Source organism: Parabacteroides sp. Marseille-P3160 (assembly GCF_900162725.1).
GTDB lineage: Bacteria > Bacteroidota > Bacteroidia > Bacteroidales > Tannerellaceae > Marseille-P3160.
In genome coordinates, this window is sequence record NZ_LT799418.1 from 2,189,375 (window position 1) to 2,213,571 (window position 24,197).

General features: G+C 35.8%; 22 protein-coding genes and 1 pseudogene. 15 read left to right on the forward strand and 8 right to left on the reverse strand.

What is annotated here, in order from left to right; all coding sequences use genetic code 11:
* Window positions 1–3: 3 nt before the first annotated feature.
* The 8 genes from BQ8014_RS08670 to BQ8014_RS08705 are packed head-to-tail and all read left to right on the forward strand — an operon-like array spanning window position 4 to window position 12,382.
* Complete coding sequence (locus BQ8014_RS08670) at window positions 4–1,065, forward strand: ComEC/Rec2 family competence protein (protein ID WP_080904026.1); 1,062 nt, start codon at window positions 4–6, stop codon at window positions 1,063–1,065.
* A complete protein-coding gene (locus BQ8014_RS08675) occupies window positions 1,062–2,387 on the forward strand; it encodes an ABC-three component system protein (protein ID WP_080904027.1) in 1,326 nt (441 codons plus the stop codon). Before BQ8014_RS08670 ends, BQ8014_RS08675 begins: the two co-directional genes overlap by 4 nt.
* A complete protein-coding gene (locus BQ8014_RS08680; RefSeq protein WP_080904028.1) occupies window positions 2,365–2,967 on the forward strand; it encodes an ABC-three component system middle component 1 in 603 nt (200 codons plus the stop codon). Before BQ8014_RS08675 ends, BQ8014_RS08680 begins: the two co-directional genes overlap by 23 nt.
* Window positions 2,933–6,067, forward strand: coding sequence for an AAA family ATPase (locus BQ8014_RS08685; RefSeq protein WP_080904029.1), 3,135 nt, complete (start codon window positions 2,933–2,935; stop codon window positions 6,065–6,067). Before BQ8014_RS08680 ends, BQ8014_RS08685 begins: the two co-directional genes overlap by 35 nt.
* A gap of 38 nt (window positions 6,068–6,105) precedes the next feature.
* Window positions 6,106–7,422: a hypothetical protein gene (locus tag BQ8014_RS08690; protein WP_080904030.1), complete on the forward strand. Its 1,317-nt coding sequence runs from the start codon at window positions 6,106–6,108 to the stop codon at window positions 7,420–7,422.
* The gene (locus BQ8014_RS08695; protein WP_080904031.1) at window positions 7,392–8,090 is read left to right on the forward strand and encodes a condensin complex protein MksE; all 699 of its coding nucleotides are present in this window, start codon (window positions 7,392–7,394) and stop codon (window positions 8,088–8,090) included. Before BQ8014_RS08690 ends, BQ8014_RS08695 begins: the two co-directional genes overlap by 31 nt.
* Window positions 8,062–11,421 carry a rhoptry family protein gene (locus BQ8014_RS08700; RefSeq protein WP_139785105.1) on the forward strand — a complete coding sequence of 1,120 codons (3,360 nt, stop codon included), beginning with the start codon at window positions 8,062–8,064 and terminating at the stop codon, window positions 11,419–11,421. Before BQ8014_RS08695 ends, BQ8014_RS08700 begins: the two co-directional genes overlap by 29 nt.
* A complete protein-coding gene (locus BQ8014_RS08705; protein WP_200814377.1) occupies window positions 11,414–12,382 on the forward strand; it encodes a hypothetical protein in 969 nt (322 codons plus the stop codon). The genes BQ8014_RS08700 and BQ8014_RS08705 overlap by 8 nt, the downstream gene beginning before the upstream one ends.
* Before the next feature lie 36 nt (window positions 12,383–12,418).
* Here the strand turns inward: BQ8014_RS08705 and BQ8014_RS08710 are convergent, their stop codons facing one another.
* Both BQ8014_RS08710 and BQ8014_RS08715 read right to left on the reverse strand, forming a co-directional pair.
* Entirely contained in the window at window positions 12,419–12,973 is a 555-nt protein-coding gene (locus tag BQ8014_RS08710) for an ORF6N domain-containing protein (RefSeq protein ID WP_080904033.1), read from the reverse strand.
* 80 nt (window positions 12,974–13,053) lie between these two features.
* Window positions 13,054–13,269, reverse strand: a pseudogene (locus BQ8014_RS08715) (tyrosine-type recombinase/integrase); the annotation flags it as partial.
* A gap of 304 nt (window positions 13,270–13,573) precedes the next feature.
* On the opposite strand from BQ8014_RS08715, the gene BQ8014_RS08720 reads away from it, so the two are divergent.
* Entirely contained in the window at window positions 13,574–14,800 is a 1,227-nt protein-coding gene (locus tag BQ8014_RS08720) for a site-specific integrase (protein WP_080904035.1), read from the forward strand.
* Between the two features lie 20 nt (window positions 14,801–14,820).
* Window positions 14,821–16,008: a site-specific integrase gene (locus BQ8014_RS08725; protein ID WP_080904036.1), complete on the forward strand. Its 1,188-nt coding sequence runs from the start codon at window positions 14,821–14,823 to the stop codon at window positions 16,006–16,008.
* Window positions 16,009–16,085: 77 nt separating this feature from the next.
* Here BQ8014_RS08725 and BQ8014_RS08730 read toward each other — a convergent pair whose 3' ends face one another.
* Window positions 16,086–16,382, reverse strand: coding sequence for a helix-turn-helix domain-containing protein (locus tag BQ8014_RS08730; protein ID WP_080904037.1), 297 nt, complete (start codon window positions 16,380–16,382; stop codon window positions 16,086–16,088).
* A gap of 5 nt (window positions 16,383–16,387) precedes the next feature.
* The gene (locus BQ8014_RS08735) at window positions 16,388–16,666 is read right to left on the reverse strand and encodes a helix-turn-helix domain-containing protein (protein WP_080904038.1); all 279 of its coding nucleotides are present in this window, start codon (window positions 16,664–16,666) and stop codon (window positions 16,388–16,390) included.
* Between the two features lie 278 nt (window positions 16,667–16,944).
* On the opposite strand from BQ8014_RS08735, the gene BQ8014_RS19380 reads away from it, so the two are divergent.
* The 5 genes from BQ8014_RS19380 to BQ8014_RS08760 all read left to right on the forward strand — a co-directional run bounded on the left by BQ8014_RS19380 (window position 16,945) and on the right by BQ8014_RS08760 (window position 20,071).
* The gene (locus BQ8014_RS19380) at window positions 16,945–17,109 is read left to right on the forward strand and encodes a hypothetical protein (protein WP_160150062.1); all 165 of its coding nucleotides are present in this window, start codon (window positions 16,945–16,947) and stop codon (window positions 17,107–17,109) included.
* 43 nt (window positions 17,110–17,152) lie between these two features.
* A complete protein-coding gene (locus BQ8014_RS08745; protein WP_080904040.1) occupies window positions 17,153–17,392 on the forward strand; it encodes a hypothetical protein in 240 nt (79 codons plus the stop codon).
* Between the two features lie 248 nt (window positions 17,393–17,640).
* Window positions 17,641–19,617, forward strand: coding sequence for a ParB/RepB/Spo0J family partition protein (locus BQ8014_RS08750; protein WP_080904041.1), 1,977 nt, complete (start codon window positions 17,641–17,643; stop codon window positions 19,615–19,617).
* A 50-nt stretch (window positions 19,618–19,667) separates the two neighbouring features.
* Complete coding sequence (locus BQ8014_RS08755; protein WP_234998018.1) at window positions 19,668–19,847, forward strand: hypothetical protein; 180 nt, start codon at window positions 19,668–19,670, stop codon at window positions 19,845–19,847.
* A complete protein-coding gene (locus BQ8014_RS08760; protein WP_080904043.1) occupies window positions 19,844–20,071 on the forward strand; it encodes a hypothetical protein in 228 nt (75 codons plus the stop codon). The genes BQ8014_RS08755 and BQ8014_RS08760 overlap by 4 nt, the downstream gene beginning before the upstream one ends.
* A gap of 125 nt (window positions 20,072–20,196) precedes the next feature.
* Here BQ8014_RS08760 and BQ8014_RS08765 read toward each other — a convergent pair whose 3' ends face one another.
* The 4 genes from BQ8014_RS08765 to BQ8014_RS08780 form a co-directional block, all read right to left on the reverse strand.
* Entirely contained in the window at window positions 20,197–21,204 is a 1,008-nt protein-coding gene (locus tag BQ8014_RS08765) for a DUF4365 domain-containing protein (protein ID WP_080904044.1), read from the reverse strand.
* 50 nt (window positions 21,205–21,254) lie between these two features.
* On the reverse strand, window positions 21,255–22,964 hold the full coding sequence (locus BQ8014_RS08770; RefSeq protein WP_080905900.1) for a hypothetical protein: 1,710 nt from the start codon (window positions 22,962–22,964) through the stop codon (window positions 21,255–21,257).
* 101 nt (window positions 22,965–23,065) lie between these two features.
* On the reverse strand, window positions 23,066–23,518 hold the full coding sequence (locus tag BQ8014_RS08775) for a PH domain-containing protein (protein ID WP_080904045.1): 453 nt from the start codon (window positions 23,516–23,518) through the stop codon (window positions 23,066–23,068).
* A 33-nt stretch (window positions 23,519–23,551) separates the two neighbouring features.
* Window positions 23,552–24,160, reverse strand: a complete 609-nt coding sequence (locus tag BQ8014_RS08780) for a M23 family metallopeptidase (RefSeq protein ID WP_200814379.1) — start codon at window positions 24,158–24,160, stop codon at window positions 23,552–23,554.
* Window positions 24,161–24,197: the final 37 nt, after the last annotated feature.

The window sequence follows — 24,197 nt, forward strand, 5'->3', positions numbered from 1 at the left end:
TCTATGGAATTCAAATTATTACAGGCAAATAACGGAGACGCCATTCATCTTAGAACTAAAGATGAAAAAGGGAGGTTTTATAATATTCTGATTGATGGTGGAACGGGTGAAACGTATTCATATAAAAACAAAAAGGGAAAATCAGAACCTGGGGAGTTGAAGCAACTGATTGAGCACATAAAGAGCCAAAACGAATTTATTGACTTGCTTATTCTAACCCATGTTGATGATGACCATATTGGTGGAATTTTGAGGTGGTTTGAGCAAGATGCGGATGCCAAAGGCTTAGTGAAAAAGGTTTGGTTTAATTCGGGAAGGCTTATATTCGAATATTTTCAGCAAAAAGAAATCGAGGAAAACCTTTTGAAGATAAAAGATATTTCTTGTAGCAATACCAGTATTGCACAAGGCGTTGCTTTTGAGGACTTCATTGAAGATAATAATATTTGGGATAGGCGAATTATTAAAAGTGGGGATGAGTTAAGTATATCCGGCTTAAAATTTACTATTTTATCGCCATCCAAAGATAAACTGCAATTGCTTTTGTGTAAATGGAAAAAAGAGTACCCGATATCAGATACTTCCCGCACAAGCGATTATTCATCAAGCCTATCTGACCTTATCAATTCAGATTCTTTCAAAGAAGATGATTCTATACACAATGGAAGCGCCATTGCTTTTGTAGTTGAAAAACAGGGAAAAAATATATTGTTTTTAAGTGATGCACATCCTCAAACAATTATTGATAGTATGGTAAGTTTAGGATATTCACCCAAAAATCCATTAAAAGTAGATTTTGTGAAATTGTCCCATCACGGGAGTAAATCAAATACATGTATTGAATTGTTAAATCTCATTCGATCCGATAATTTTCTGATTAGTTCAAATGGGAGCAAACATAAATTACCGGATAAACGATGCTTGGCCAGGATAATAAAAAATAAGGAACATGCTAACCTATATTTTAATTATCCGAAATTAATGTCCAATATTTTTACAAAACAGGATTTTTTAGACTATCCGAATTTTTCTATTGTAGAAGCCTCAGAATATATAAAGATATGAGTATTGATGCTATCAAAGAGTACATTATAATTGTAAATGGTGGAAGCGGCTGTATCTTCCAACCAATGGATAATACATACTCTTATGTGTTAACGGCAAAACATAATATAGCTAATTTTGATAATCAAATTACCCAATTTACAAGATTCAAATTGAATAATAATAGTTGGAATAAAATTGAAATTCCTTTTGAAGACTTAGTTGAGAATGAAAACTATTTTCCTCATCCTAACAGAGATATAGCAATTATAAAGATTGAAAAAATTCATGATTTAGATAACATAATCAGAATTGATGATTTTGAGAATGAAAGAATAGGATACCTTTTGGTTGGTTATCCTGAGCCTCGAAGAAATGCAAATCCAGATATAAAAGCAAATTGGTATAGATGTGATGAAAATGTAACCATCCAAGGCTTGAGAGCGAATCAACTCATAGAGGGGAAAGTTCCTGGTAATGCAGGGTATGAGGAAATCGTAGGTCATTCAGGAGGTGGAATATTAAAAATCTCTGGTGATTATATTTTATTGGCAGGAATTCAAAACAAAATGGTAGATGCTGAAAATGAACAGTTGGGAAGCATAGAATTCTCTCCTATCTATTTATTTGACGAAATAATAAATGCACACCAACAACAATTGTCCGCATTATGCCCTCCATTTTATAAATCATTCGCTTTCCTTAAAGAGCAAATCATGAAGCTCGAAGGATGTTTTCAGGATATTGAATATACAAAACAATTTCTGCGAGACATAACTGATGAGATTGCAAAAAATCCTCTGACACCGTATATTATCAAAAAAAGGTTGAGAGAACGATTACTTGTTTATGGTGAGAAACATTCGAGTTACTACAATCAAGGGCTATGGGCGGCTTGGTTGGAGTTTCTTATTGTATTGAAAATAGTAGGTTTAAATCCTAATACGGAAGAAGAACTGGATAATATATTCAATCGATATCGCGTAATTTATTCTTCATCTAAGGAAGATTGGAGTAAGTTAATGATAGATATTGTTCGTTCAGATTATAAAGGATTAAAAAAAGGGGGATGTTTAATTTTTGCAAATGAAACTGAGCCCAAAATATCTGTACTCGGAAAAGGAATAATTCCTGATGTATCGAAAAGTATTCAAAAAAAGCAAATGAATATAGATGATGGCATCAATCACCCGTTTGAAAGCTTCAAGCATATGCATATCTATGCATTTCAACAAAAATGTATTGTGGATAAGGCTGAAGATTATATTCAATTTAACAATGTCAACGAGAATGAACTTATCCAAAAATTGAAACAAGAATATGAAAACATCATTAATAACTGAAAAGCTCGATTTTCTCGATGAGTTGTATCCGACATTCAATCCATTGCTGTCAAAAATTGAATTTATTGGTACTGTTAGTGTTTTCTCTTTCATTTTTGATTCAGAAAATATGTTGAGCCAGAATTGGGAATCTATCACTGGCACAATAGCTTCATATTACCAGTCAAAGATTGAAGACAAAGGACGAGATTTTGAATGCTGGAATATCTACATTTTATTTATTGTCAAAGAAGAGGTCAGTACTCAACTGAAATATAAAATTGAAAATGATAAATTTTCAAGTCGTAAAATCGTTCAAGATAAGATGTCTAATAGCATAAATGCAGATTTAATATCTCAATTAATATGGGAGCATATTGTTAATAGCGACTTGGATATATCCGAGCCAGCTGAGATTATAGAATCTACTAGCATAGATTCAACTTATTCAACTAATTCTAAAATATATCAATTGATTGAAAATAGTAATTTAAAAATATCCGGACGAGGTACAGACAAAGAAGAACTTGACGGTTTATATCAACAAATCATTAAAGAAATAAGCAATGAAATTCAAGAAGGTAGAAATACAAGCATTTAGAGCTTACAATGAAGTAAAAGATGGAACATTTGATTTCACTACAGAATCAGATGAAATTGCTGACTTTATTTCAATTTATGCACCGAATGGCTTCGGAAAAACTTCATTTTATGATGCTGTTGAATGGGGATTTACGAATAATATCAGCCGTTTTCTTAGACGAAAAGACGATAATAAAAATTCGGCAAAAGCCGAGGAGACAAATTACATCATAAGAAACCAGTTTGCCAATACTAATACCGAGAGTATTGTTAGGCTTCATACTACGTTACAAGAACAACCTTTTGAGCAGAAAATTGGCAGATTAAGGGCAAATCAACGTGATTTTAAGTTCGAAGAAAAAGAAACAATTAAGGAACGTGAATATTTTCAACATGTCTTGTTATCTCAAGAATGGATTGACGCATTTCTAAAAGAAGATGATGCAAACATTCGGTACGCAAAGTTTATCAAATCATTTGGCGATGTAAATCTTGATAATAAGTATAATACGATAATTGAGCTTATTAAACATAATACTAACAAGATAAATGGATTGGAACATGAGCTACAAGAGTTACAGTCGAAGATCAATTTTGACTTTGACGCTGAAATATTATCGAAAATTAATTCTGAGATAGAAAAGTTAAATGCAAAGGGAGAAAAAATTCCATCTGTTCGATTCGATTATACCGAGAAACATATTCAGCAACTCTCCGATTTAATCAATGGGCGCATCACTGATTTGAAATATGAAGTAAGCAAATTGCAAGGAAAGATAACCGCAATTGACTCTGCAGTTACAGGAGATAATATTAGCAATATAAATATTGAATTATATTTTGACAACAAAGGAAAGCTTAAACAATCCAATGAAAAATTGATAGGTTTAAAGAAGATACAAAAGCAATTTGAACAACTCCATGAAGCAGAAAGGGTAAAAAAGAATAAAGAAGAAGAACTTCATAAAATCAGCCAAGCGCAATTAGAATTCTTAGAGTTATTGGCCATATACCGCAAATATCAGGAAGTCAACAAAGAGTTGACAGCCATAAACGATTCGGTAGACAAAAGAAATGAAGAACTAAAAGAGATAGATGCCAAACTCAAACCACTACTGAATACTCATAATGAAATCAGTGTAAAATTAAATTCGGAAATAGAAAATCGTCAAAAATTGTCTTCTAAATTGGCTACAATTCCTGAATTATTAAAATCGTTAGATGAGAAAAATACAGCAAAGAAAGACTTGACTTTACTTATAGATTCTTATACAAAAACAAATTCTGAACACGAAGAACGCATAAGCATAATAACAAAAGAGATTAAGGATTGGAATGAAATAGTAAATCAAATATCAACCGATGATTTTCAGGTTCCTGAAAATGAAAAAACAAAATCTTTTTATGAAGCAATCAAACGATTGAAATTAAGAGTTAATTTGATTACTGATTTAAAAACAGATTTAAGCAAAACCGAAACAGAAATAGCTAATGCAAATAAACTTAATGCCGATATAGAACAATTAATAAGCAAAGGCGCCGATATTGTTAGCAAAAGCCAATCATCAGTTTGTCCTCTTTGTAAACACAACCATGATAAATTTGAAACACTGATTCAAAATATTTCTGAGAATACATTCTTATCCGAAAGAATGAAAAATCTTTTATCATTAAAAACTAAAAATGAACAAGAGTTAGAAAGTTTATTAAATCAACAAAAGGAAGAAAAGAATGTCATTCTAAATACTATTAATCCTACTCTTTATAGCCTGAAAGAAAATCAATCCAAAGAGGTAATTGCCAAAAGTGAATTAGCAAAAACAATTGAAGGATACAAATTGAAAGCTCAAAATTTGGATGCAGAAATCAATAAGCTATTGAAAGAATTAGGCGATAATGATGTTGAAGCTATTAAGAAAGACCTTGGTAATAAACTAACAGAATCATCAAGGATATCAGAAGAGTTGAAAGCAAGTCAAGCAGGAATCCTTACAACATGTCAGCCATTAGAGCAACGGAGAAAGGTTATAAATGAGCACGAAATCCCTTATTCTAAAGCGAAACTGAATGAACTAAAAGAAACTGACGCTTATGTAAGGATCATCAATTTTATGTCTGAAAATCAAGTCGGAGATAATGGTATTGTTCCTGAGTTTGACAAACGACAAAAGGATTTTCAGACAAAGATAGACACAGTAAAAGATGAGATAGAAAAATATGTCAAATTAATTTCAGAGTATCAAAAGGCATTAGAGAAGAACGAGGAGGGAGCTGTACTTTCAGGTATTCAGAAAATTGAAATCGAAAAAGAATTGACGAATCAGAAAATCATGTCTTTTGAATATTTCCTAAAATCGGAGTTAGAAATAAATTTGCTCAATAAAACCAAAGATGAATTAAGAAAGTTATTGGATGATACAAATTCTATTTACAAAAAGAAAATTTCTCAAAAAGAGGATGTTATTCAATCATTTGAGAAGACAAAAGTGTATAAGGAAAGCGTATTGCCATTTTTAAAACATGAAGAATTCAAGCGAAAAGAAAATGCAATATTGGAAGAAAAATCATTCTTAGAGAAATCTGTATATCCTAAATTGAAACAAGAACGAGATTTACTTTCGGAATTTATTGATAAACAAATTGAATCATTCTTTCACGGGAAATTGATTAATTCCCTGTATCAAAAAATAGACCCACATCCGGTATATAAAGAAATCAAATTCAAATGTGATTTCAGTACCGACAAACCACGGCTAAACGTATTTGTAACGGGCACAAATGGTAATGCATCTATCGTTCCAACACTATATTTTAGTACAGCCCAATTGAATATCTTGAGCTTAAGCATTTTCTTAGCAAAAGCATTAAATGCAAAAGATAATGATGGCAATTCTGTTGATTGTATTTTTATTGATGACCCTATTCAATCAATGGATAGCATAAACATTCTTTCAACCATTGACTTATTAAGAAGTATTTCTGTCAATCTGGGAAAACAAATTGTTTTAGCAACACATGATGAAAACTTTCATAATCTTTTGCAAAAGAAAATCCCTTCCGATAGATTTAATGCAAAATACATTGAATTAGAAACGTTTGGAAAAGTAAAACAACAATAATTAATTATTTGAGAAGTAATAATTTTTAAATTCTTAATATGGATGCATTCAATCTATATAATGAAGTTAAGCAAGAATACAATAACTTGTTGCCCAACAGAAATATCATGTTGGTAATTTTTCATTTATATCAGCGCATCGAAAATAAAGAACTTGACACGACTTTTACAGAAGATGATATTCTTAAATCGATAAGATATGTCAGGAAAAACGATATAAAAACGGAACAAACAGAACAATTTAACCAAACCATAAGGTCTCTGCAAAAATTTTTCCTGTGGAGAGATGAGAACAAAAATGTTTATAGCTTCCGTCCTTATGCAGAACAATTGTGTGGCGAAATTGCCAAGGTGTTATCAGATACGTTCAATCCTACTGAAATAGAAGAAGATTTCAAATTCATTCTAAACAAATTAGATGATGAGCCATTTCCCAAATGGTATGAATATACGTTTGATACATATCGGAGAAAAGTTAGCGCACAAACTTCTGTCTTAGATAGGAAAGTGGCAAAGGCAATTCTGGAATTTCGTGCAGAAATAAACCAGAATGACGATTATGACTTATCCTCGCTCAAAAATATTGTAGATATACTGTCTGGCTTAGGAGTACAGACACGAGAATTGAATATCGCATTTCGTAGTTCAAGACAAATAGAGGATTGGATGATTAATTTCCAAAAAGAAGAAAAGGGCATTGCTTATTTCAAAGAAACAACAGACGTCATCCAATATTTCAAAGGAATAAGGAATAAACTACAAATCATTGGGCGAAAGATTGATGGAATGAAACCAAAATTGGATGAATATATCAATAACGTCAACCAACAGGATTTTTATAGAAAATTTAAACTGCTTCTCAAATACACCTTAGATAATTCCCAATTAACTAAAGGCGGAGAAGTTTGCTTACCAAGCAATATTTACAATGAATGTATATTGCCGGATAAAATACAAAAATTTCTAATAATAAAAGAGAATTGGAGTCTGGAGCAAATTCCTTCGCAGCGGACTACCAAAGTTATTATTCCGGATACCAACAAAGAGGCCTCGCTGCTTGAATTAAGGCGATGTAATGAGCAAACAGCCATGTTCAAGCGCATTAAACTGTATCTTGAAGACCTTGAATACCAGTTAAATACTTCAAAAGAAGTGGATTTTTCGATGTATTTTTTTGAAATAATGGAAAAAGAGCATGGAGATATAAACGTAGCTGTTCGTTTTGCTTCCCGTGCGATGGAGAAATATTTTAAAAGTAAAATACATCAAGTGGAAATCCACCAGAAAGAGAAAGTAAGTTATTCATTATATCCAACTATTGCCGTATGGAAGACAACGATATACAAAAGAAAGTGAAATATGAATTCTTAGAGCATCCTGATGCCAAAGAGTTTTTTGCCCCCTTGGATTATGCCTTGAAAAATGGAGTACATATCCAGCGTCAAAGTAAGCCTAAAGGAATTTTTGGGTTTACCCGATATAACTATTTAAGCCTACGCCAGTTTTATACTGATTTTTTTGAGTTGTATTTATCTGATGAAGGACAAGATAATGAGCAATACTTTTTTATTGATTTCCGTAAAGATGAAAACGGGAGAATCAGTCGCGGAAATATACCTGAATTTAATAGAAGAAGGCTCAAAGATGCTCACCTGATAGTTGGATTTTTGTTAGTAAGAATTTGCATCATAGACCCAACCTCAGAATATCAACAGTCGATTGATGCTTTTGTTAAGCGCATATTTGAGGATTATGATGAGTATAAAGGGAACTTGCTAAGGTTGTTTGCTAAAAACAATGAAGATATATCGATTGATGCCGATGAAAAAGCCATTCAACAAGTTATTCGGAATACTCTTTCCGAATTCAACGACATTGGGTGGGTAACTCTTGATAAAGAGACTCAAATGTTCGAGGTAATGCCATCTTGCAAGAGATTATTAACCTTGTACGAAGAAATAATTATGAATATTGACGAAATAATTAAAGGCAATCATGGCAAAGCAACTTCCCCGAATACATAGTCTATCTACAGTCGGTATTCAGCATCATTTCCATACGGATTATCTTTTTCACAATTTCCGAACTGATTTTTCAGGGGACAGTGGTGTTGGAAAATCAATGATTGCCGACATTTTGCAACTGATTTTTGTTGGAAGCGAATTTTTATCGGCAACAGAAGGTACAGACGAAAGGCTTGCTAAAACAATGCCTATTGGTCGTTACGGGTATGTCTTTATTAATGTAGAAGTTGAAACACATAAATACATTGTACTTGGCATGTTTATTTCCACGGCAACCCTCAATCCAGACCCATTCATTATTCAAGGTGGATATGGAAAAGATGCATATACACCACTGCAAAGTCCAATATCCTTTCGAGATATATTAAATGGAGAAATAGTCGAAGATATTGATGCTGTATCGAGGCGATTAGAAGACCAATTTAATTGTCAAAGGGTAACGCAAAAAGCCTATCACGACTATTTGATGGAGCATGAATTATTACCGATTCAAATAACGGACAAGACACGTCTTAAAAATTATGCGCGTATCCTTCGCTCATTTGCTAGAGGACGTGATTTCAAACACGATTCGGAATCCTTGAAGTATTTTTTCTTTGATGACAAAAAAGAAACAGAAATACATGAAGATTTTCAGAAGCGATTAGATAATATTGAAGCAGACTTGGACGGGCATCGGCGACATAAGGAAATCCTACAAAACGTTTCAGCAAAAGAACAGGATTTAATAAAGCTAAAATTGCTGAAAGAAGAGAAGCATAAAGCAGAAATAGAATTATACAAATCCAAATCAGTTTACCATTTTCGCAATATAAAAAACAAAAAAAAAGAGATATCCGATAGCCAACAGAAAATAAAAAAGGCTATTGGTTGTATTGTCAATATTAGGACAAACAGATTAAAAGAAAAAAAGGAAAATATCGACCTTCTTTTTAACGAAATTCATTCGCATTTGGATATAATACAAAATGCAGACAAGAAACTTAAAGAGATAGAAGACGCCAATAAAGTTTTAAACACGAAGTTGGATGAGATTTCACATGAATGTTCCAAATATAATTTGATTGAAGAATCTACAGAATCAAATATTATTAATCATATCGAGCGATTGTATGGAGAAATAGAGACGGTAGGGCATTGGGTTGATAAATATCAAACCGTAGAAAAAGTGAAAACTAAATTTTACGTTCAACTGGGAAACAACGAAAAACGTGGCAAGATAAAAGCATTAGAGAAAGCCATAAATGCACAAAAATTGATGCCTAAATTCTTATCTTCCAATTGGATTCTATATGATGATATTGAAGATATTTATCAACAAAAGATAGAAAAAATAGACAATGAAATTAAAAAGCAAAAGGCATTATCAAAATTTGCAGATACAAGTAATCCCTATTCTCTATCCAATTGGGCGCTGAAAAATAAACAGGCTTTAAGCAGAGAGCAAGAAAGTGTTCTTGTCCATTTTAAAGATTTGACGACGCAAAAGCCCGAAATCTTTAATGATGACGCAAAGTATTTGCCTGTACCTGAAGAATTATTTTATCATTTGAATTCTGAGAATAAAAGCAATGATGGATTCTGGATAAAATTAAATGGCATTCATGAATATATTTCGTATGTCAAAACACAAATTTTTGACACCGACGACACAAAACAAATAGAAAAATATTTTGCTGAATATTACAACAAATCGCAAAGTGAGTTAGAACGATTAGAAAAACAGAAAAAAGATTTATCCGCTCTCAAATTAGTATTTAATAACATAGGCAATGAATCTGTAAAAGTATACAGAGAAAAAGAAATTGTTGAAAATTACAAAATTGACAAAGATTTGGATAAGACAAAAAGTGAATTTGAATCTTATTGGATACACTATTTCTATGCTGAAGATATAAAGAAATGGAAATTGGATATTGATGGATGTTTAACAACCATAAATCAATCCGACCGACTAAAAGAGCAGATAAACAAAGATTTAGCAGGCATAGCAAAGTTCCTTCGACATGATAAATTACAAACGGAATTAAATTCTGCTCAATTGCTTAATACGTTATCAAAATTAGAAAACGAAAAAAAACAAGAGAAAGAAACTTTAGAGCACCAACTTCACTGGTATTTAAAGCTAACTGACACATCATGTGACAATCTTAATTATAGCGAAAGTGAAAAACTGGCCGAACGGAAAGTGGCAAAACAAAATATTATTAGAATAAATCAGGACTTGAAAACAGAAGAATCCGAATATTCAAAATATTTGCTTAAATACGAAAATTTATCAAACGATAAATTAAATATCGTATTGGATAACTACAAAAACCAATATCTTAATCCGGATGATGAATACAGAGCTTTGAATAAAATAATAGATTCATATAGGGTACATTACGATTACATTGTAGAAAAACATGTACATCAGTCCAGTCAAATACGTTTCAAAGGCTCAGAGGATTTTATTGCTCTATCAAAAGAAATACTTCCTGACATTCTTACTCGTAGGATTATAAATAACGAAATAAATGTACTGCAACAAATAAAGGAATATCTGACAGAAATAACAGATAAATATACTGAATTCAGTGATGTGAAACTGAATATTCTAAAAGAAATATTTTCTGAGGTTAGAGATAAAAGCATTGAATACCTCACAGAAATAGCAGAAATATCCAACTACTTCACCCGTAATGGCCAGATTTCTCAGGGTATTTCCTTAAATATTAAACATAACTATTCAGACGCCTATCCAATAGAATGGATAGATAATTTTGTCACCCGTTTGGAAGAAAAAGCGACTTATACAGATTTATTTGCATCATTGGGAGATAAAATCAGTATAGAGGAAATGATGAGAGAGGCATACCTGCAATGTGGCGGGAAAGCTCGACGAATAGATGTAAAATACCTATTGAATCCAAAATCATATTTTAATATTGATTTTAGCATGAGGAAAAATGACGGCACTATCAATTCTGGCAGTACCGGTCAGACTTATGCTGCAATCGCCTTGCTTTGTATAGCTCGCTTATCGCTTATTGAAAAGAAAGTAAGTGGTGGAAAATTGGCAAAGGGATTACGAATTATGCCAATAGATGAAACAGAAAATATCGGAAGTAATTTTAAGATGTTAGAGGAAATAGCACAGGAGTCCGATTATCAACTTGTTGTTATTTCTCGACACCCTTTGGATGATTCAAGTGAAAAAGGACGTTATCAATACATGTTAAACGGTCTGGTTGATGGCGTTAGAATCGGCACATTTGCGATTTTCAATGAAGGAGAAGAAGCGACGGAATATGCAAGTCCAATTTTAAGTTCTATGCAGGATGAATAAGCAATTGACATGGCGTGACATAAAAGCATTACATCAATTATATCATGATAGGCAAACTCATTTGCAGATACATGAACAGCCTTACATCGAGCATTTATTGTCTTATCCTGACAAATGTTTGGGTTATGCACAAAAAGGAACCAAGAAAATAATTGTTCCGACAGCAAAATTTAATGCTGAATACACAAAACAAGGTTTTGAACATCTTTATATTACCTATGAGAAATTCTTATCAGAAAATGAGATATTGAATGCTCAATCGAACTATTCTGAATTCGAGATTAGAGCATTAATAACAATGAATCAATCAGAATCTATCCTATATGAGCTGAAAGATAAGATTGAAAAAGGAGAAGAAAGTAGAAAAGGTATATCAAATCTATTCTTTAAGTCATCAAAATACATTCAAAAAGATAGTGCATTGGAACGAGCAGTCTTGAAAATTATTGGGGTACAAGAATTTCCACAAAATGAAAATCAAGGATTTTATCGTGTACCCTGCCTAAACCCTAAATTTATTATCATTTGCGAGAATATGTATTTTTTAACACTTACCATTGCTCGTCAAAATAACGTGGAACTTTGGTGTGCCGGTGGAAATAATACAAAACCTTTCGAAAATATATCCAATATTCCTCTTCCAATATATTACTTATGCGATTGGGATTATGATGGATTAAAAATTTATGAACGTATCGCAAATAGAATAGAATGTATCTCTGATAAAAAATCATCATTAATACTAATTACCCCCAACGGTAAAAAAGAAAGTATTGTAGCTACATCTGATTATCACAATAGTCAGTGGAGAAACGATCTTTCTTTTTCTGGATTGAATCCAAATCAATACTCAAAGGAACAAAAAGATTTTATATTAGAACTAATGAAATCCAATGAATGGATTGAAGAAGAAAGCAATGATATTGGCCTTCTAATCTCCCAAATTTCAAGTCAAATATAAAAAGAAGTGGTCAACTCGAATTTCTTGTTACTATTATTATTGATCACCTTTCGGCTTCTTCTTCACGGTATGCTTAACCTTCAAAACCGAGAGATTAAATTCAATCGTTGTTTCCGTTCCTACTGTCTGAAAATCATCACTTAATATATCAGAAATTAGTTCCCCGCTTTTCTGCATCATTGACTTTTGCTGTTCTTTTTCTGATTGTTCCGATAGCTGGGAGATTGTGCGGGACAAATCCCTGACTTTGGTAAAAGTTTCAATGATGGCAATGGTCGTTTCCGTTGCTTTGGGCGATTTCAGAATAGTCGCCAACATATACAGCCCTTTCTCACTGAATGCCTTTGGCGAGTATTTGAAATGTTCACCACGCCCTAAATTCTTTAAGGTCGAAATTTTCGACCTTAAAGAATTTGCTTCATTCATAGACAAATACAGGATATAACCTTCCGGGAATTTATCTGGATTATTTTTGACTGCTTCATTGATACGCTTTGTTTCCACCCCGTACAAGTCAGCAACATCATTATCAAGGATCACTTGTTTTCCTTGAACTTTAATGATTTTATTTTCGATTGAAAGAAGTTCCATATTCTTTTGTTTTTTAATGTTTTATATTGAAAATCGTTACCTATTTCGTTACCGATTCATTACTCTTGGCAAATCGGTAACTACTGGGCTATCTTTTTATAAATTTTTTCAATGCCAGAAAATTGCTCTGAGAGCCCTTTCATATCGCTGCTAATCTTGCTATTAGTAATACGGGCATAGATTTGTGTTGTTTCAATATTGGTATGACCTAGCATTTTTGAGACAGTTTCGATGGGAACACCTTTACTTAATGTGGTAGTGGTGGCAAACGTATGCCGTCCGCAGTGGATAAAAAGCAGAATAGCAAGGGTAAGATGATATAAGAAGTAGAATAGCTAACACGTTTGACATGAGTTGATTTGTGAAGATTTGCGGTAAGCTGAAATATTCAAACCAAAGCAGATTTACGAGGTGTTTCAGTTACCAAATCGTTAGCCTGCCTGTTACCAAATAAAAATAGGTAACCGGAAGCAGACCGATGATTTTTAACCGCGAGTATTATGTGTTGGTTTACAGTATTTTGCGTAATTAAGAGCACTTATATAACAGGTAACTTTGCTGTCGATTTTTGACAGCAAAGCCCATTAAATTATAAGTGTTATGAAACAAGAAAAATTCAAGGTATTACTCTACCTGAAAAAGAGTTCTCCCGACAAGTCGGGTAAGACCCCGATTATGGGGCGTATCACTGTCGGCCAGTCAATGGCACAGTTCAGTTCCAAACTTTCCTGTACTCTCTCGCTGTGGAATCTACGCGCGAGCCGTCTGGACGGGAAAAGCCGTGAGGCAGTGGCTACCAACACAAAGTTGGATAAATTACTCCTTGCTGTCAATGAGGCTTACGATACACTCATTGAACGAAAGCAACCCTTCGATGCCGAAGCCGTGAAAAATCTGTTTCAGGGTGGAATGGCAACACAAATGACTTTGATGCGGCTTTTCGACCGTCATATTGAAGACGTGAAAGCGCGTGTCGGTATAGATGTATCACACCGTACCCTGCCTAATTACCTCTATACCCGAAAACGGTTGGCAGAGTTTATCAAGAAAAACTCCAACTCGTCAGACCTTGCATTCAGCCAGCTTAACGAGCAGTTCATCCGGGAATTTCAGGATTATATAATTCTTGATAGAGGGTTGAGTGTGGAAACTGCCCGACATTATCTGGCATTACTGAAAAAGATTTGCCGAATAGCCTTTAAAGAAGGGCATTCCGATAAACACTACTTTGCTAACTATCCGCTGCTAAAGCAGAAAGAGAATCCGCCAAGAGCCCTTAGCCGCGAAGAATTTGAGAAAATACGGGATTTGGAGATTCAAGAACATCGATGGTCGCATATTACCACCCGCGATATGTTTCTTTTCGCCTGCTATACCGGGACTGCCTACGTTGATGTGGTAGCCATCACAAACGAAAATCTATCCAAAGATGATGCGGGCGACCTGTGGCTCAAATATCAGCGAGGCAAGAACGGTAAACTTTGCAGGGTAAAGTTGCTTCCCGAAGCTATCGGGTTAATCGAGAAGTACAGAAACAAGTCAAGGCAGACATTATTCCCTAAGATGGAGTACAACACGCTGAAATGGAATCTCCAAAGCATACGCCAGATGCTCGATATTCCGGTACTGACCTACCACATGGGACGGCACTCGTTTTCGAGTTTAATTACGCTCGAAGCTGGCGTACCTATCGAAACGGTTTCCAAAATGCTCGGTCATTCGGATATAAAAACCACCCAGATATATGCCCGTGTTACTCCGAAGAAACTCTTTGAGGATATGGATAGGTATATTGAAGAAACCCAAGATTTAAAATTAGTTCTTTAACCATTTAAAATAGAAATATTATGCGAAGTACATTCAAAATATTATTCTACATCAATAAGAACAAGATTAAAACAGACGGAACGACGGCTGTTATGTGTCGCATTACTGTTGATAACATGCAAACGGCTATTTCGACAGGCATCTTTTGTAATCCCGATAATTGGAATAGTAGCAAAGGCAGGATTAAAGAAGAAAGGGCTAATAATGAACTGATGGCTTTTCGCGGGCGGATTGAACAAGCCTATGAGAAAATCCTCAAAGAACAAGGCGTTATCAGTGCTGAACTACTCAAAAATACTATCACAGAACTAAACTCCATCCCGACTATGCTACTGGAGGCAGGTGAAGAAGAGCGGGAACGACTTCGGCTGCGTTCGGTTGAGATAAACTCAACATCCACCTATCGACAATCAAAGGTTTCCCAAAGCAATCTACGAGGGTATCTTCTTACACTAAAGTTGAAAGATATTGCCTTTACGGATATTACCGAAGAGTTTGGTGAGGGGTACAAACTCTACTTAAAAAGCATGGAATATAAATCGGGACATATCAACCATTGTTTTACTTGGTTGAACCGACTTATCTATATTGCCGTTGACCGGGAAATACTTCGGTTCAATCCGATTGCCGATGTTCCGTATGAAAAGAAAGCTGCTCCTAAGTTGCAACATATAAGCAGAAATGTGTTGAAATCAATTATGGAGCATCCTATGCCCGATAAGTGGCAGGAACTTACACGTAGAGCCTTTATCTTTTCTGCGTTCACGGCACTTGCCTATGTGGATATAAAAGGATTATACCCTCATCATATCGGAAAGACAGCCGATGGGCGAAAGTATATAAGAATCCATCGGAAAAAGACCGATGTTGAAGCCTTTATCCCTTTACATCCGATTGCCGAGCAAATCCTGTCGCTATATAATACAGAGGATGATACCAAGCCCGTTTTTCCTCTGCCTAATCGGGATCAGCTATGGTATTGTATCAATGAAATCGGTTTTTTGGCGGGTCTAAAAGGCAATTTGAGCTATCATCAAAGCCGCCACACGTTCGGGACGCTTTTGCTTTCAGCAGGTATTCCGATAGAAAGTATCAGCAAAATGATGGGGCATACTAATATCAGCAGTACGCAGATTTATTCCAGAGTAACCGATGATAAAATTTCGGAGGATATGGATAGGCTTATGGAGCGAAGAAAAGCGATGTAGCTTCCCTCTGCATTAAGCCCCCGGAATCAAGAGATTTCGGGGGCTTAATATTAGTGGCAAAGTGGATTAACAATAAATTACTCCCATGCTTTTCGGTAGTTCTTTTCCAATATCTTTTGAATATCGGATTCCCGGTACAGGGTTTTACCCCCAAATTGAATATAAGGCATTCTGCCTTCGGAGCGATATACTTGCAATGCCCGGCGGCTGATTTTTAAGCTCTCCGCCACCTGCACATCGGTCAGAAACCTTTCTCCGTTCAGCATCGGCTTGTAGTCCGTCAGAGCGATTTCGATGCTATCTAACATCCTGTCGAGCGAGCGAAAAAATGTTTTTATCCGCTCATTATCCCTTGTTATAATCTCATTACTCATCTTACTTACGGTTTTAAGTTGTTAATGACCTTTTCCACATCTTCCGGCTTGTAGTACATCTTCCTGTGTATCTGGGTATATGCCAGCTTTCCGGTATCGCGTAAGGTCTGCAATGTTCGCTGGCTTATATTCAGAATTAAACATACATCCTGATTATCCAACCAGTCTTTCAGGTCTTTATCTTTATGATGTTGCCCGCATAATGATTCCACTTTTTGCGTAAAGGATTCAAAACGCGACATCATAGCCTCGAATGTGCCGGATTCTATATTGACTATTTCCATATCATTTTATTTTTAATCGTTAATACTACGATTACGGGAAAACAAAGGTAAGTCATTAAAATACAACATATATCAATCCCTTGCGCGCTGGTAGCTTTCGTCTGCACTTGTCTATACTTAAAGTGCAAACTGATTTTGGCAGCGGTTAAATATGCTACTTTTTGTACTCCTGCTTTAGACTGATAAGAGTAATCGGTGATTTTTTCTACTGCCCGTATCTTATAACTTCTTCCTCTTTCAGCGGAATGCCGACTGTACCGATGAAGTGATTCGATTTCATGCGCGAAAGTATTTCCGTGTTCTTCACGCCGAAGCAAGTTCAAGCCGCAGGCGGTTTCATGAAAAATCTTCCTCTTTCCGTTCCGGCGAGCGTATTTATTCCCGAAAAACTTGCATCGGCTAAACACTACCTTTCTCTGCCCCTGAAACTCGATCACTCATAACCGGCTCCGATACGGCATAGCGTTCTAAAAAAAAGTCAGAATTATGATACGAACAGCAGAAAAAAACAGGAAACAACGATTCTCAAACCTTCCAATCAGCATAGGTTCGATTTTGAAAATAACTTTTGCAGTGGCGGGTTTTGCCCTCTGGGGTTGGTCGTTCGTGGCGGTTGTCGCAGGGATTTATTTAGTATGGGCAATCATTAAAGGCGTTTTATCCTGCCTTATTTCTCTTGCCGTTATCGTTGGCTTTATCCTCCTTTTGATAGTATTAATTTTCTAAAACTGAAAAGACATGAAACCAAAGTATTTCAATTCGTTAGGCTCGTTAAACGAGTACGCAAACAACTATCCTAATAATAGTTTTTCATTTGAGCATAACCCTCGAAAATGCGGATGCGATAGCGTTCGAGCCAGTTTCGATGTAACCGACAAAGAGGATAACGACATTATGGAAATCCTTGTTATTTGCCCCATTTGTGCCAATAACCTAAAAACAAACAATAGTAAATCACTTTAATAATTACGATTATGACAACAGTAAAGAACAACGGCACAGCCGTAGCAGTAACAGAGAAAGCAAACGAAGTAGTAACCGCAGTAGTGGTTAGCAAACCCGACAACGGCGAACGCAAAGCCGTAAACATTCTTTCGGACTTGATAGAGCCGAGCAATTACAACGTCCGAAAAACATTCGATGCCGATGCTCTGAAAGAGTTGGCGCGAAGTATCTCCGTTCATGGACTGATACAACCCATTACGGTACGACGTAAGGGAGAAAAGGGCGAACATTATGAAATCATTTGCGGGGAACGCCGTTTCAGGGCTTGCCGTATGCTCAAATTTGCCGAAATCCCATGTATTGTTCGGGAGGTAACAGACGAACAGGCGTATGACCTTTCAATCTCTGAGAACTTACAGCGTGAGGATGTGCCACCAATGGAGGCGGCAGAGGCTTACAAACGTCTGATAGACACAAAGCGGTACGACATTGCAAGCCTCGCAGTAGCATACGGTAAGAGTGAAAAGCATATCTATCAAACGCTGAAACTTTGCGACCTCGTTAAAGGCATCGCCAATCTCGTAAAAGAGGGCAAGCTGACCGCATCGGCAGGGATAGTTATAAGCAAATACGACAAGAAGATACAGGAGGACATTTTGAACGACCGTTTAGGCAAAGACGGCGCAGGCGAATGGTGTCATATCTCCGCCAATGCGTTGGAGGGCAAGATACGGAACTGTTATACGAACAACCTTGATAATTACAGTTTCGACAAAACGGGGTGTCTGAAATGTATTCACAATTCGAGCAATTTTGACCTGTTCGCCGAGAATGGCGGTTGTGGCAAGTGTACCAACAAAAAATGTTTGTCGGACAAGCAAACGGCATACCTTGTAGAACAGGCGCAAGCCGTAGCCCTTGCCGACCCGAAACTTACATTTGTCGGCGAACAGTACAGCCACGACAACGAGGCAACCCAAATAATCAAAAAGGGCGGTTACGAGTTTAAGAACGTGCAAACGTATAACCTTAATTCATACCCCACAGCCCCAACCGAACCGCAAGCCTCCGAGTACAAAAAGCCCGAAGATTACGACAAGGCACAGGAAAAATACGGTAAGCAACAGGAACGGTACGAAAAAGAGAGCCAAGACCTCGAAACGCTTAAAGAGCAGGGCAAAATCCGTGTGTACGCTAAAATCGGCGATAGTAACGTAAGAATGTACTACAAAGAAGTAGCTACCAAAGACACCAAGACCAACGAGCAGTTAATCTCCGACCTTACCGCCAAGAAAAAGCGTAATAACGAATTGGCAGACGAAAAGACCGCCGAGGGCTTAAAGGAACTTTTGCGCACGGAACAGATACCACAGTCGGCATTTACCGCCGATGAAGAAACAGTAATATATTTCTTTATGCTGTCTAAATTGCGCCGTCATAGCTACAAAGCCGTAGGACTGAAAGAAAATGACTATTACGGCTATCTGACGGATGATAAGAAACTCAAAATCGCATCTTCGCTGACCAAAGAACAGAAAACCATTGTACGCCGTGATTATCTGTATAGCCACCTTACGGACGGCACAAGAACCGTAGGCGATGAAAAAGGCGGTATGTTATTGGCATTCTCAAAACAACATCTGCCCGAAAAGACGGAGGAAATTGTAAGCACTCACAAAGAGGAATACGGCAAGAAAAACGCCCGATTGGACGAACGTATCGCAGGGCTGAAAGAGGCTGAAAAGAAAGCGAAAGCCGATGCCAAAGTAAAAAAGACAGAACAGACCACCAAGACGAAGAAAACTTCTAAAACAGCCGGAAAAGCAGTCGAAAAGGGAGCGAACACCACCGCCCCGAAGTCGGAAACCACCGCCCCGAAAGGCGAGGAACAGTCCCAAGCGACAAAATCCGAAAAGAAAGAGGCGAAACCGACCCCGCAAGCAGATAAGGTGCAGATTGTCGGAGTACCCAAAGCGCAATCCAAAGCGGAGGCGGTGGCAGTATAAACCAAGTATTAATAAGGGCGGGAGCAATCTCGCCCTATAAAAATATCATTATGACAGTATTTATATTATTCCAAACGGACATATACAAGACAAGGGCAAGCCGTGTATTTTTTGGCGCATTCTCTTCCGAAGTACAGGCAATCGACCACGCCAAAGAAAACGGCTTATATACCCATAATGCCGAAGTAGTTATAATTGAGTGCAAAGTGGATAAAATAGGGGAAGTATGAGGATAGACTCATATATCGGCAACCCGATTATAGCTACGCAAGAGCAGTTTTATGAACTGGAAGAACTTTTGCATGAGATAGACCCCAAATGTAATTCGGTGCAACTCCGACAGGAGGTTGTTATTATTGAGAACATCGCCCGTAGGACGTTTCATTATCCACGAAAGCCCTCTATTGAGTGGGTAGCCGGGAGACTGCGGTATATGGTTGAGAATGGGCTATAAATGCCTTTGAAGACGACTTTAAGAACTTATATCCGGGCAGGGGGAACTTTGCCCGGACTTCTTTTTCCATGAGCCATTAGCAGGGCTTTATGCGGGAGAAAAAGAAGCAAAAAGCCGATATGCAATCATTTAAAGGGTATTTCATCCCCTGTTATACATTCTGCAATAGAGAATGACATTTGCTTATTAATTTCTTGGTCTATTTTAAATGCTTCTGTAAAATCATTTAAGTCCGCAAATAAAATATTGAAAACCTTTTCTAACTCTTTCGATTCATATTCAATGTAAAATCTCCTATTTTCCAGCTGACTACTTGATTTAACTATTGTAATCATTGAAAATAGAAATAATTTTAGAAATTGAGCGTTTGCATCATTTACTAAAAAGTAGGATAAACCGGGGACATTTTTAAATATATTTATCGCCCAATTTTTCACTTCATCTATCTGATATAATTCTCTTTCGTCGTAATCATAACCATGTATTCCTATTTCAACATTTGCTTTATAACGAGAAAGATGAAGTTTGTTAGCACAAATTCGTTCTATGAGGTCAATTAGTGGTTGATAGTTCATTTGCTCAATATCCTCTTTCCCCGCAAAAATACAAATCCGCGCATATTCTGACAATGATTTATTGTCATTCCAGTATTGCTCTAATTGAGATACATAATCAACATTTTTAGATATATATTTTAGAAGCTCGTCCTTTTGATGAATATTTATTTGTTGATTCTTAGGTACTGGCATCGACCAACTTGTTTCATTTAGACTTATATATTCAATTTTACAGACTTCCCAATATGCAATCTCCTTATCTAAATCTACCAACACGATTAGTACAGGGGTATCGTGATTTAGATAATAGTTTAAATGTTTCTTTTCTCCTATGAAACTCCAAAAGTCATTATTTAATTCCTTCAAATAGCTTTCTCCCGATTTTATTTGAATCGCAATAGATTTGCCAGTAACATAGCCATCAATAGTAATGTCAATGTAAGCATCTATTCCATAATCATCTTCCTGATGATTTGGGCGGACTATCCAATCAAATTCCTTTTCTACAATTTTTGTAACAATGTTTAGCCCATCTCTGCCCTTTTTCTTAGATTGAGTATGCTTTGGAAGATTCATGTCCTATATTTTTATTTGATTATATGCGATAAAAGCACCAAAGAACCTATTTATAGAAACAATGTTTTGCCTTCTTGCTTCTCATTCCAATGTTTTTCGTTTTTAAATCCAAGTCCTTTTTTGTACTGTTCATCAAAAATGTTAGCTAAATCAGGCATTGTTACTATTTTGTCATTTTTCTCGATAACCTTATCATTGATTTTACCTGAAATAAACCCACCACAAATCTCTAATTCATCGGAGCAAATCAATTTACCATGAAGTTCTTCTCTCATTATAAGATAATTAATGAAAGACATTGGATCTTTTTTCTTTGCAATTAGCATTAAAAGAAATGTTTCAAGGTCATCTAATTTTACAGCCCATGGATAAGCACTACATTCCTTGTCAACCGGTAATAGAGTGGATAAATCATTTTGAATCTGACCGAATGATTTAAGATTTACAATAATTGAAAAATCGTTATTTTCATATTTTTGAGTATCAATTTCCTTTATTAGATTACCGTCTTTATCACATATTTTTAAGGGTTCTTGATTTACAAATTTTTCTTCAACTCTTTTTGTTTGTGTGTAGGCATATTCGATACAACCCTTAAAATCATCTTTGATTCTAACAAAGGCTTTGTCAGGATCACGAAGTGGCTCTCTCAATTTGTATCCTTTTGCTTCAATTATAAATGCATATTCTTTCCATAAAATAAGAATATCTTGTTCACATCCATCTACATAATAACCCGTATAAACCTCACAATCTTTAAAGAAAAGTTTAAATAAATCAACTATTTTCGTTTCCAACAGTTTCCCTTTTCTGTCAATATATGCTGTTTTAGACTTTTCTTCTTTACTACATATTGATTCTAATAAGTATTCAATAGAATGTATTACTTGTTTTATTTCAAAGACTTGAAACATATTCTCATCTAAAGAAATAATAGGTCTTTCGTACAAAGGATTTCCTGGCTTAGTGGAAGTATAATATAAATAATCCGTTTCGTCTCTTTTACATGACAACAAAGACAATACTTTATTCACTTGGTCTATCGTTAAATTATCAGAAACCAGTTCCTCTGCATAAAATCTATTCATAATTCCATGATCCGCAACAGAGATATATAAAGCTTCTTTTTCTTTACCGATATTTCTGATTTCTTCGGGAACTTCTTCAGGAATTGCCATCTTCAATTTTGTATATTTATCCCAATCTTTTCTTAAAGGGGCAGAACCTAAAGAATGGCTTTCGAAATTTTTTTGAACTAATTTGTCTAAATTATCATAGAAAGTAAGGAAATCATCGGTTGTTAAGCCAGTTTCTTTTTGTATTGTAGCATCTAAATGGGAAAATAAATCTTTTATCCAATTTATAGTTTGTTCTTCATAATTCAGCGGCCCCTGATTAAAATAAGAAAGGAAAGAAGGCATTGCAACACTTCTAACTTTCTTCCATTCCTCATCAATTACTTCGTCTGGCTCAGGAAAAAACAATTTACTGTACTCATTTTCAATATCATTGAGCAGATCAACAAACTTATCCCATTCCTCCTCCGTATATTGAGTTTTGATCTTTTGCGGCAAAGACGTAATATGGAGTCCAGCCAAAAAATATAATTGACGTAAGGGAGAAGATAAGTTCCCTAATTGATCTTGTGCCATACCATTTGCTATAAAACTCATTAATTGGCACAGATTTCCTAAGAACCAGTCTGTCGGATAAGCTGACACAAGATTCTTTAATTCTTTTGATTTTGTTTCTAAACTCATAATTATATTTTTCACAAAAATACTCATAAAAAAACACCTGACGAAACTGTTTGTCAGATGTTTTTCAACAACTTACCCAAAGTTGTTTGTTCGTGTTTTGTTTACCCTATCTGTGTGTTTATCTCCCGCCGGAGAGCAAGCGGATTGGCTATAAACGGATATGAGCTTGTTACGCCTCCCGTTGTAACGGTTATTGTGCCGAAGCCGAATATTCTGCCTAAAATGCTTTGTTTTATGTGCAATCCCTCACATTTTGCCAATACCAAATCGACCGCACGGCGGCTGATTACGCCTGTTTTAAGCACTACCCGCTTATTGGTAACGGCATAAGCTGAGCCTATTTTTACAAGTAGCCTTTGCACGAGCGACACAACCCCGAAAAATAAAATCAACAGACCCGCATAGTGCGTCATCGCTGATATTTCTTTAGGACTTGATGCCAGTAAAGCACCGATAAGCAGCAATATAATCGGCTGGATGAACAGGAAAAAATGCAGGTTTGCAACATATTTTATTTCTTCTCCGGGTTGTAAGTTTTGCTTTATATAGTTCATAATCTGTTGAATTTTCGCAAAAAAGAAGTTTCATTAATTACTCTGGTATTTTTCCGCCTGTATTTTTATTACAAACAGCAGGTTGCACCATCCGGTCGGATTCAGGTAGTAATTACCTTTCCGAATTTCGTAATGTAAGTGACTACCAGTTGCAACCCCTGTATTGCCTATGTAGGCAATCTGTGTAGCGATACTTACCGAATCGCCAACATTTACCATCGTTTTACTCAAATGTGCATAGAATGAACGAAAACCGCCAGCGTGCTGAATCTCAATATAATTTCCATAACCCGAACAATAGCCTTTACGAATTACTGTTCCGTTACCTGTGGCATATACCGCAGTGCCTTTTACGCCTGAAATATCAATCCCTGTATGGAATTTCCACACCATGTAAATCGGATGTTTGCGTATCTCGAAACCCGATGAAATACGCTCCGGTTTCCTAATCGGAAAAATCACGGGATAGTCGCATAGTTCCTCAATGGTCATTTGCATGGAATCGGCAATGTGCTGAAACTCTTTTACGGAGTAAACAAGTTTCATACATTGCTTTATTTCCGATTGTCTAAGAGAAACTTTTTGCTGTCCTGATGCGGGCAAATGCAGCAAAACGGTAAGGGTCATTATTATGTATTTCATAGCCAATTTATAAATGCAGTAAGTACCCGAATTGCTC

What these genes read in the sequence shown, in the direction of transcription:
- BQ8014_RS08675 (WP_080904027.1), top strand. Translation starts at nt 1,062, where the DNA reads ATGAGTATTGATGCTATCAAAGAGTACATTATAATTGTAAATGGTGGA.
- BQ8014_RS08735 (WP_080904038.1), bottom strand. Translation starts at nt 16,666, where the DNA reads ATGGAAATAGTCAATATAGAATCCGGCACATTCGAGGCTATGATGTCG.
- BQ8014_RS08745 (WP_080904040.1), top strand. Translation starts at nt 17,153, where the DNA reads ATGATACGAACAGCAGAAAAAAACAGGAAACAACGATTCTCAAACCTT.
- BQ8014_RS08730 (WP_080904037.1), bottom strand. Translation starts at nt 16,382, where the DNA reads ATGAGTAATGAGATTATAACAAGGGATAATGAGCGGATAAAAACATTT.
- BQ8014_RS08720 (WP_080904035.1), top strand. Translation starts at nt 13,574, where the DNA reads ATGAAACAAGAAAAATTCAAGGTATTACTCTACCTGAAAAAGAGTTCT.
- BQ8014_RS08760 (WP_080904043.1), top strand. Translation starts at nt 19,844, where the DNA reads ATGAGGATAGACTCATATATCGGCAACCCGATTATAGCTACGCAAGAG.
- BQ8014_RS08765 (WP_080904044.1), bottom strand. Translation starts at nt 21,204, where the DNA reads ATGAATCTTCCAAAGCATACTCAATCTAAGAAAAAGGGCAGAGATGGG.
- BQ8014_RS08680 (WP_080904028.1), top strand. Translation starts at nt 2,365, where the DNA reads ATGAAAACATCATTAATAACTGAAAAGCTCGATTTTCTCGATGAGTTG.
- BQ8014_RS08710 (WP_080904033.1), bottom strand. Translation starts at nt 12,973, where the DNA reads ATGGAACTTCTTTCAATCGAAAATAAAATCATTAAAGTTCAAGGAAAA.
- BQ8014_RS08780 (WP_200814379.1), bottom strand. Translation starts at nt 24,160, where the DNA reads ATGAAATACATAATAATGACCCTTACCGTTTTGCTGCATTTGCCCGCA.
- BQ8014_RS08750 (WP_080904041.1), top strand. Translation starts at nt 17,641, where the DNA reads ATGACAACAGTAAAGAACAACGGCACAGCCGTAGCAGTAACAGAGAAA.
- BQ8014_RS08755 (WP_234998018.1), top strand. Translation starts at nt 19,668, where the DNA reads ATGACAGTATTTATATTATTCCAAACGGACATATACAAGACAAGGGCA.
- BQ8014_RS08690 (WP_080904030.1), top strand. Translation starts at nt 6,106, where the DNA reads ATGGATGCATTCAATCTATATAATGAAGTTAAGCAAGAATACAATAAC.
- BQ8014_RS19380 (WP_160150062.1), top strand. Translation starts at nt 16,945, where the DNA reads ATGCGCGAAAGTATTTCCGTGTTCTTCACGCCGAAGCAAGTTCAAGCC.
- BQ8014_RS08685 (WP_080904029.1), top strand. Translation starts at nt 2,933, where the DNA reads ATGAAATTCAAGAAGGTAGAAATACAAGCATTTAGAGCTTACAATGAA.
- BQ8014_RS08705 (WP_200814377.1), top strand. Translation starts at nt 11,414, where the DNA reads ATGAATAAGCAATTGACATGGCGTGACATAAAAGCATTACATCAATTA.
- BQ8014_RS08725 (WP_080904036.1), top strand. Translation starts at nt 14,821, where the DNA reads ATGCGAAGTACATTCAAAATATTATTCTACATCAATAAGAACAAGATT.
- BQ8014_RS08770 (WP_080905900.1), bottom strand. Translation starts at nt 22,964, where the DNA reads ATGAGTTTAGAAACAAAATCAAAAGAATTAAAGAATCTTGTGTCAGCT.
- BQ8014_RS08775 (WP_080904045.1), bottom strand. Translation starts at nt 23,518, where the DNA reads ATGAACTATATAAAGCAAAACTTACAACCCGGAGAAGAAATAAAATAT.
- BQ8014_RS08670 (WP_080904026.1), top strand. Translation starts at nt 4, where the DNA reads ATGGAATTCAAATTATTACAGGCAAATAACGGAGACGCCATTCATCTT.
- BQ8014_RS08695 (WP_080904031.1), top strand. Translation starts at nt 7,392, where the DNA reads ATGGAAGACAACGATATACAAAAGAAAGTGAAATATGAATTCTTAGAG.
- BQ8014_RS08700 (WP_139785105.1), top strand. Translation starts at nt 8,062, where the DNA reads ATGGCAAAGCAACTTCCCCGAATACATAGTCTATCTACAGTCGGTATT.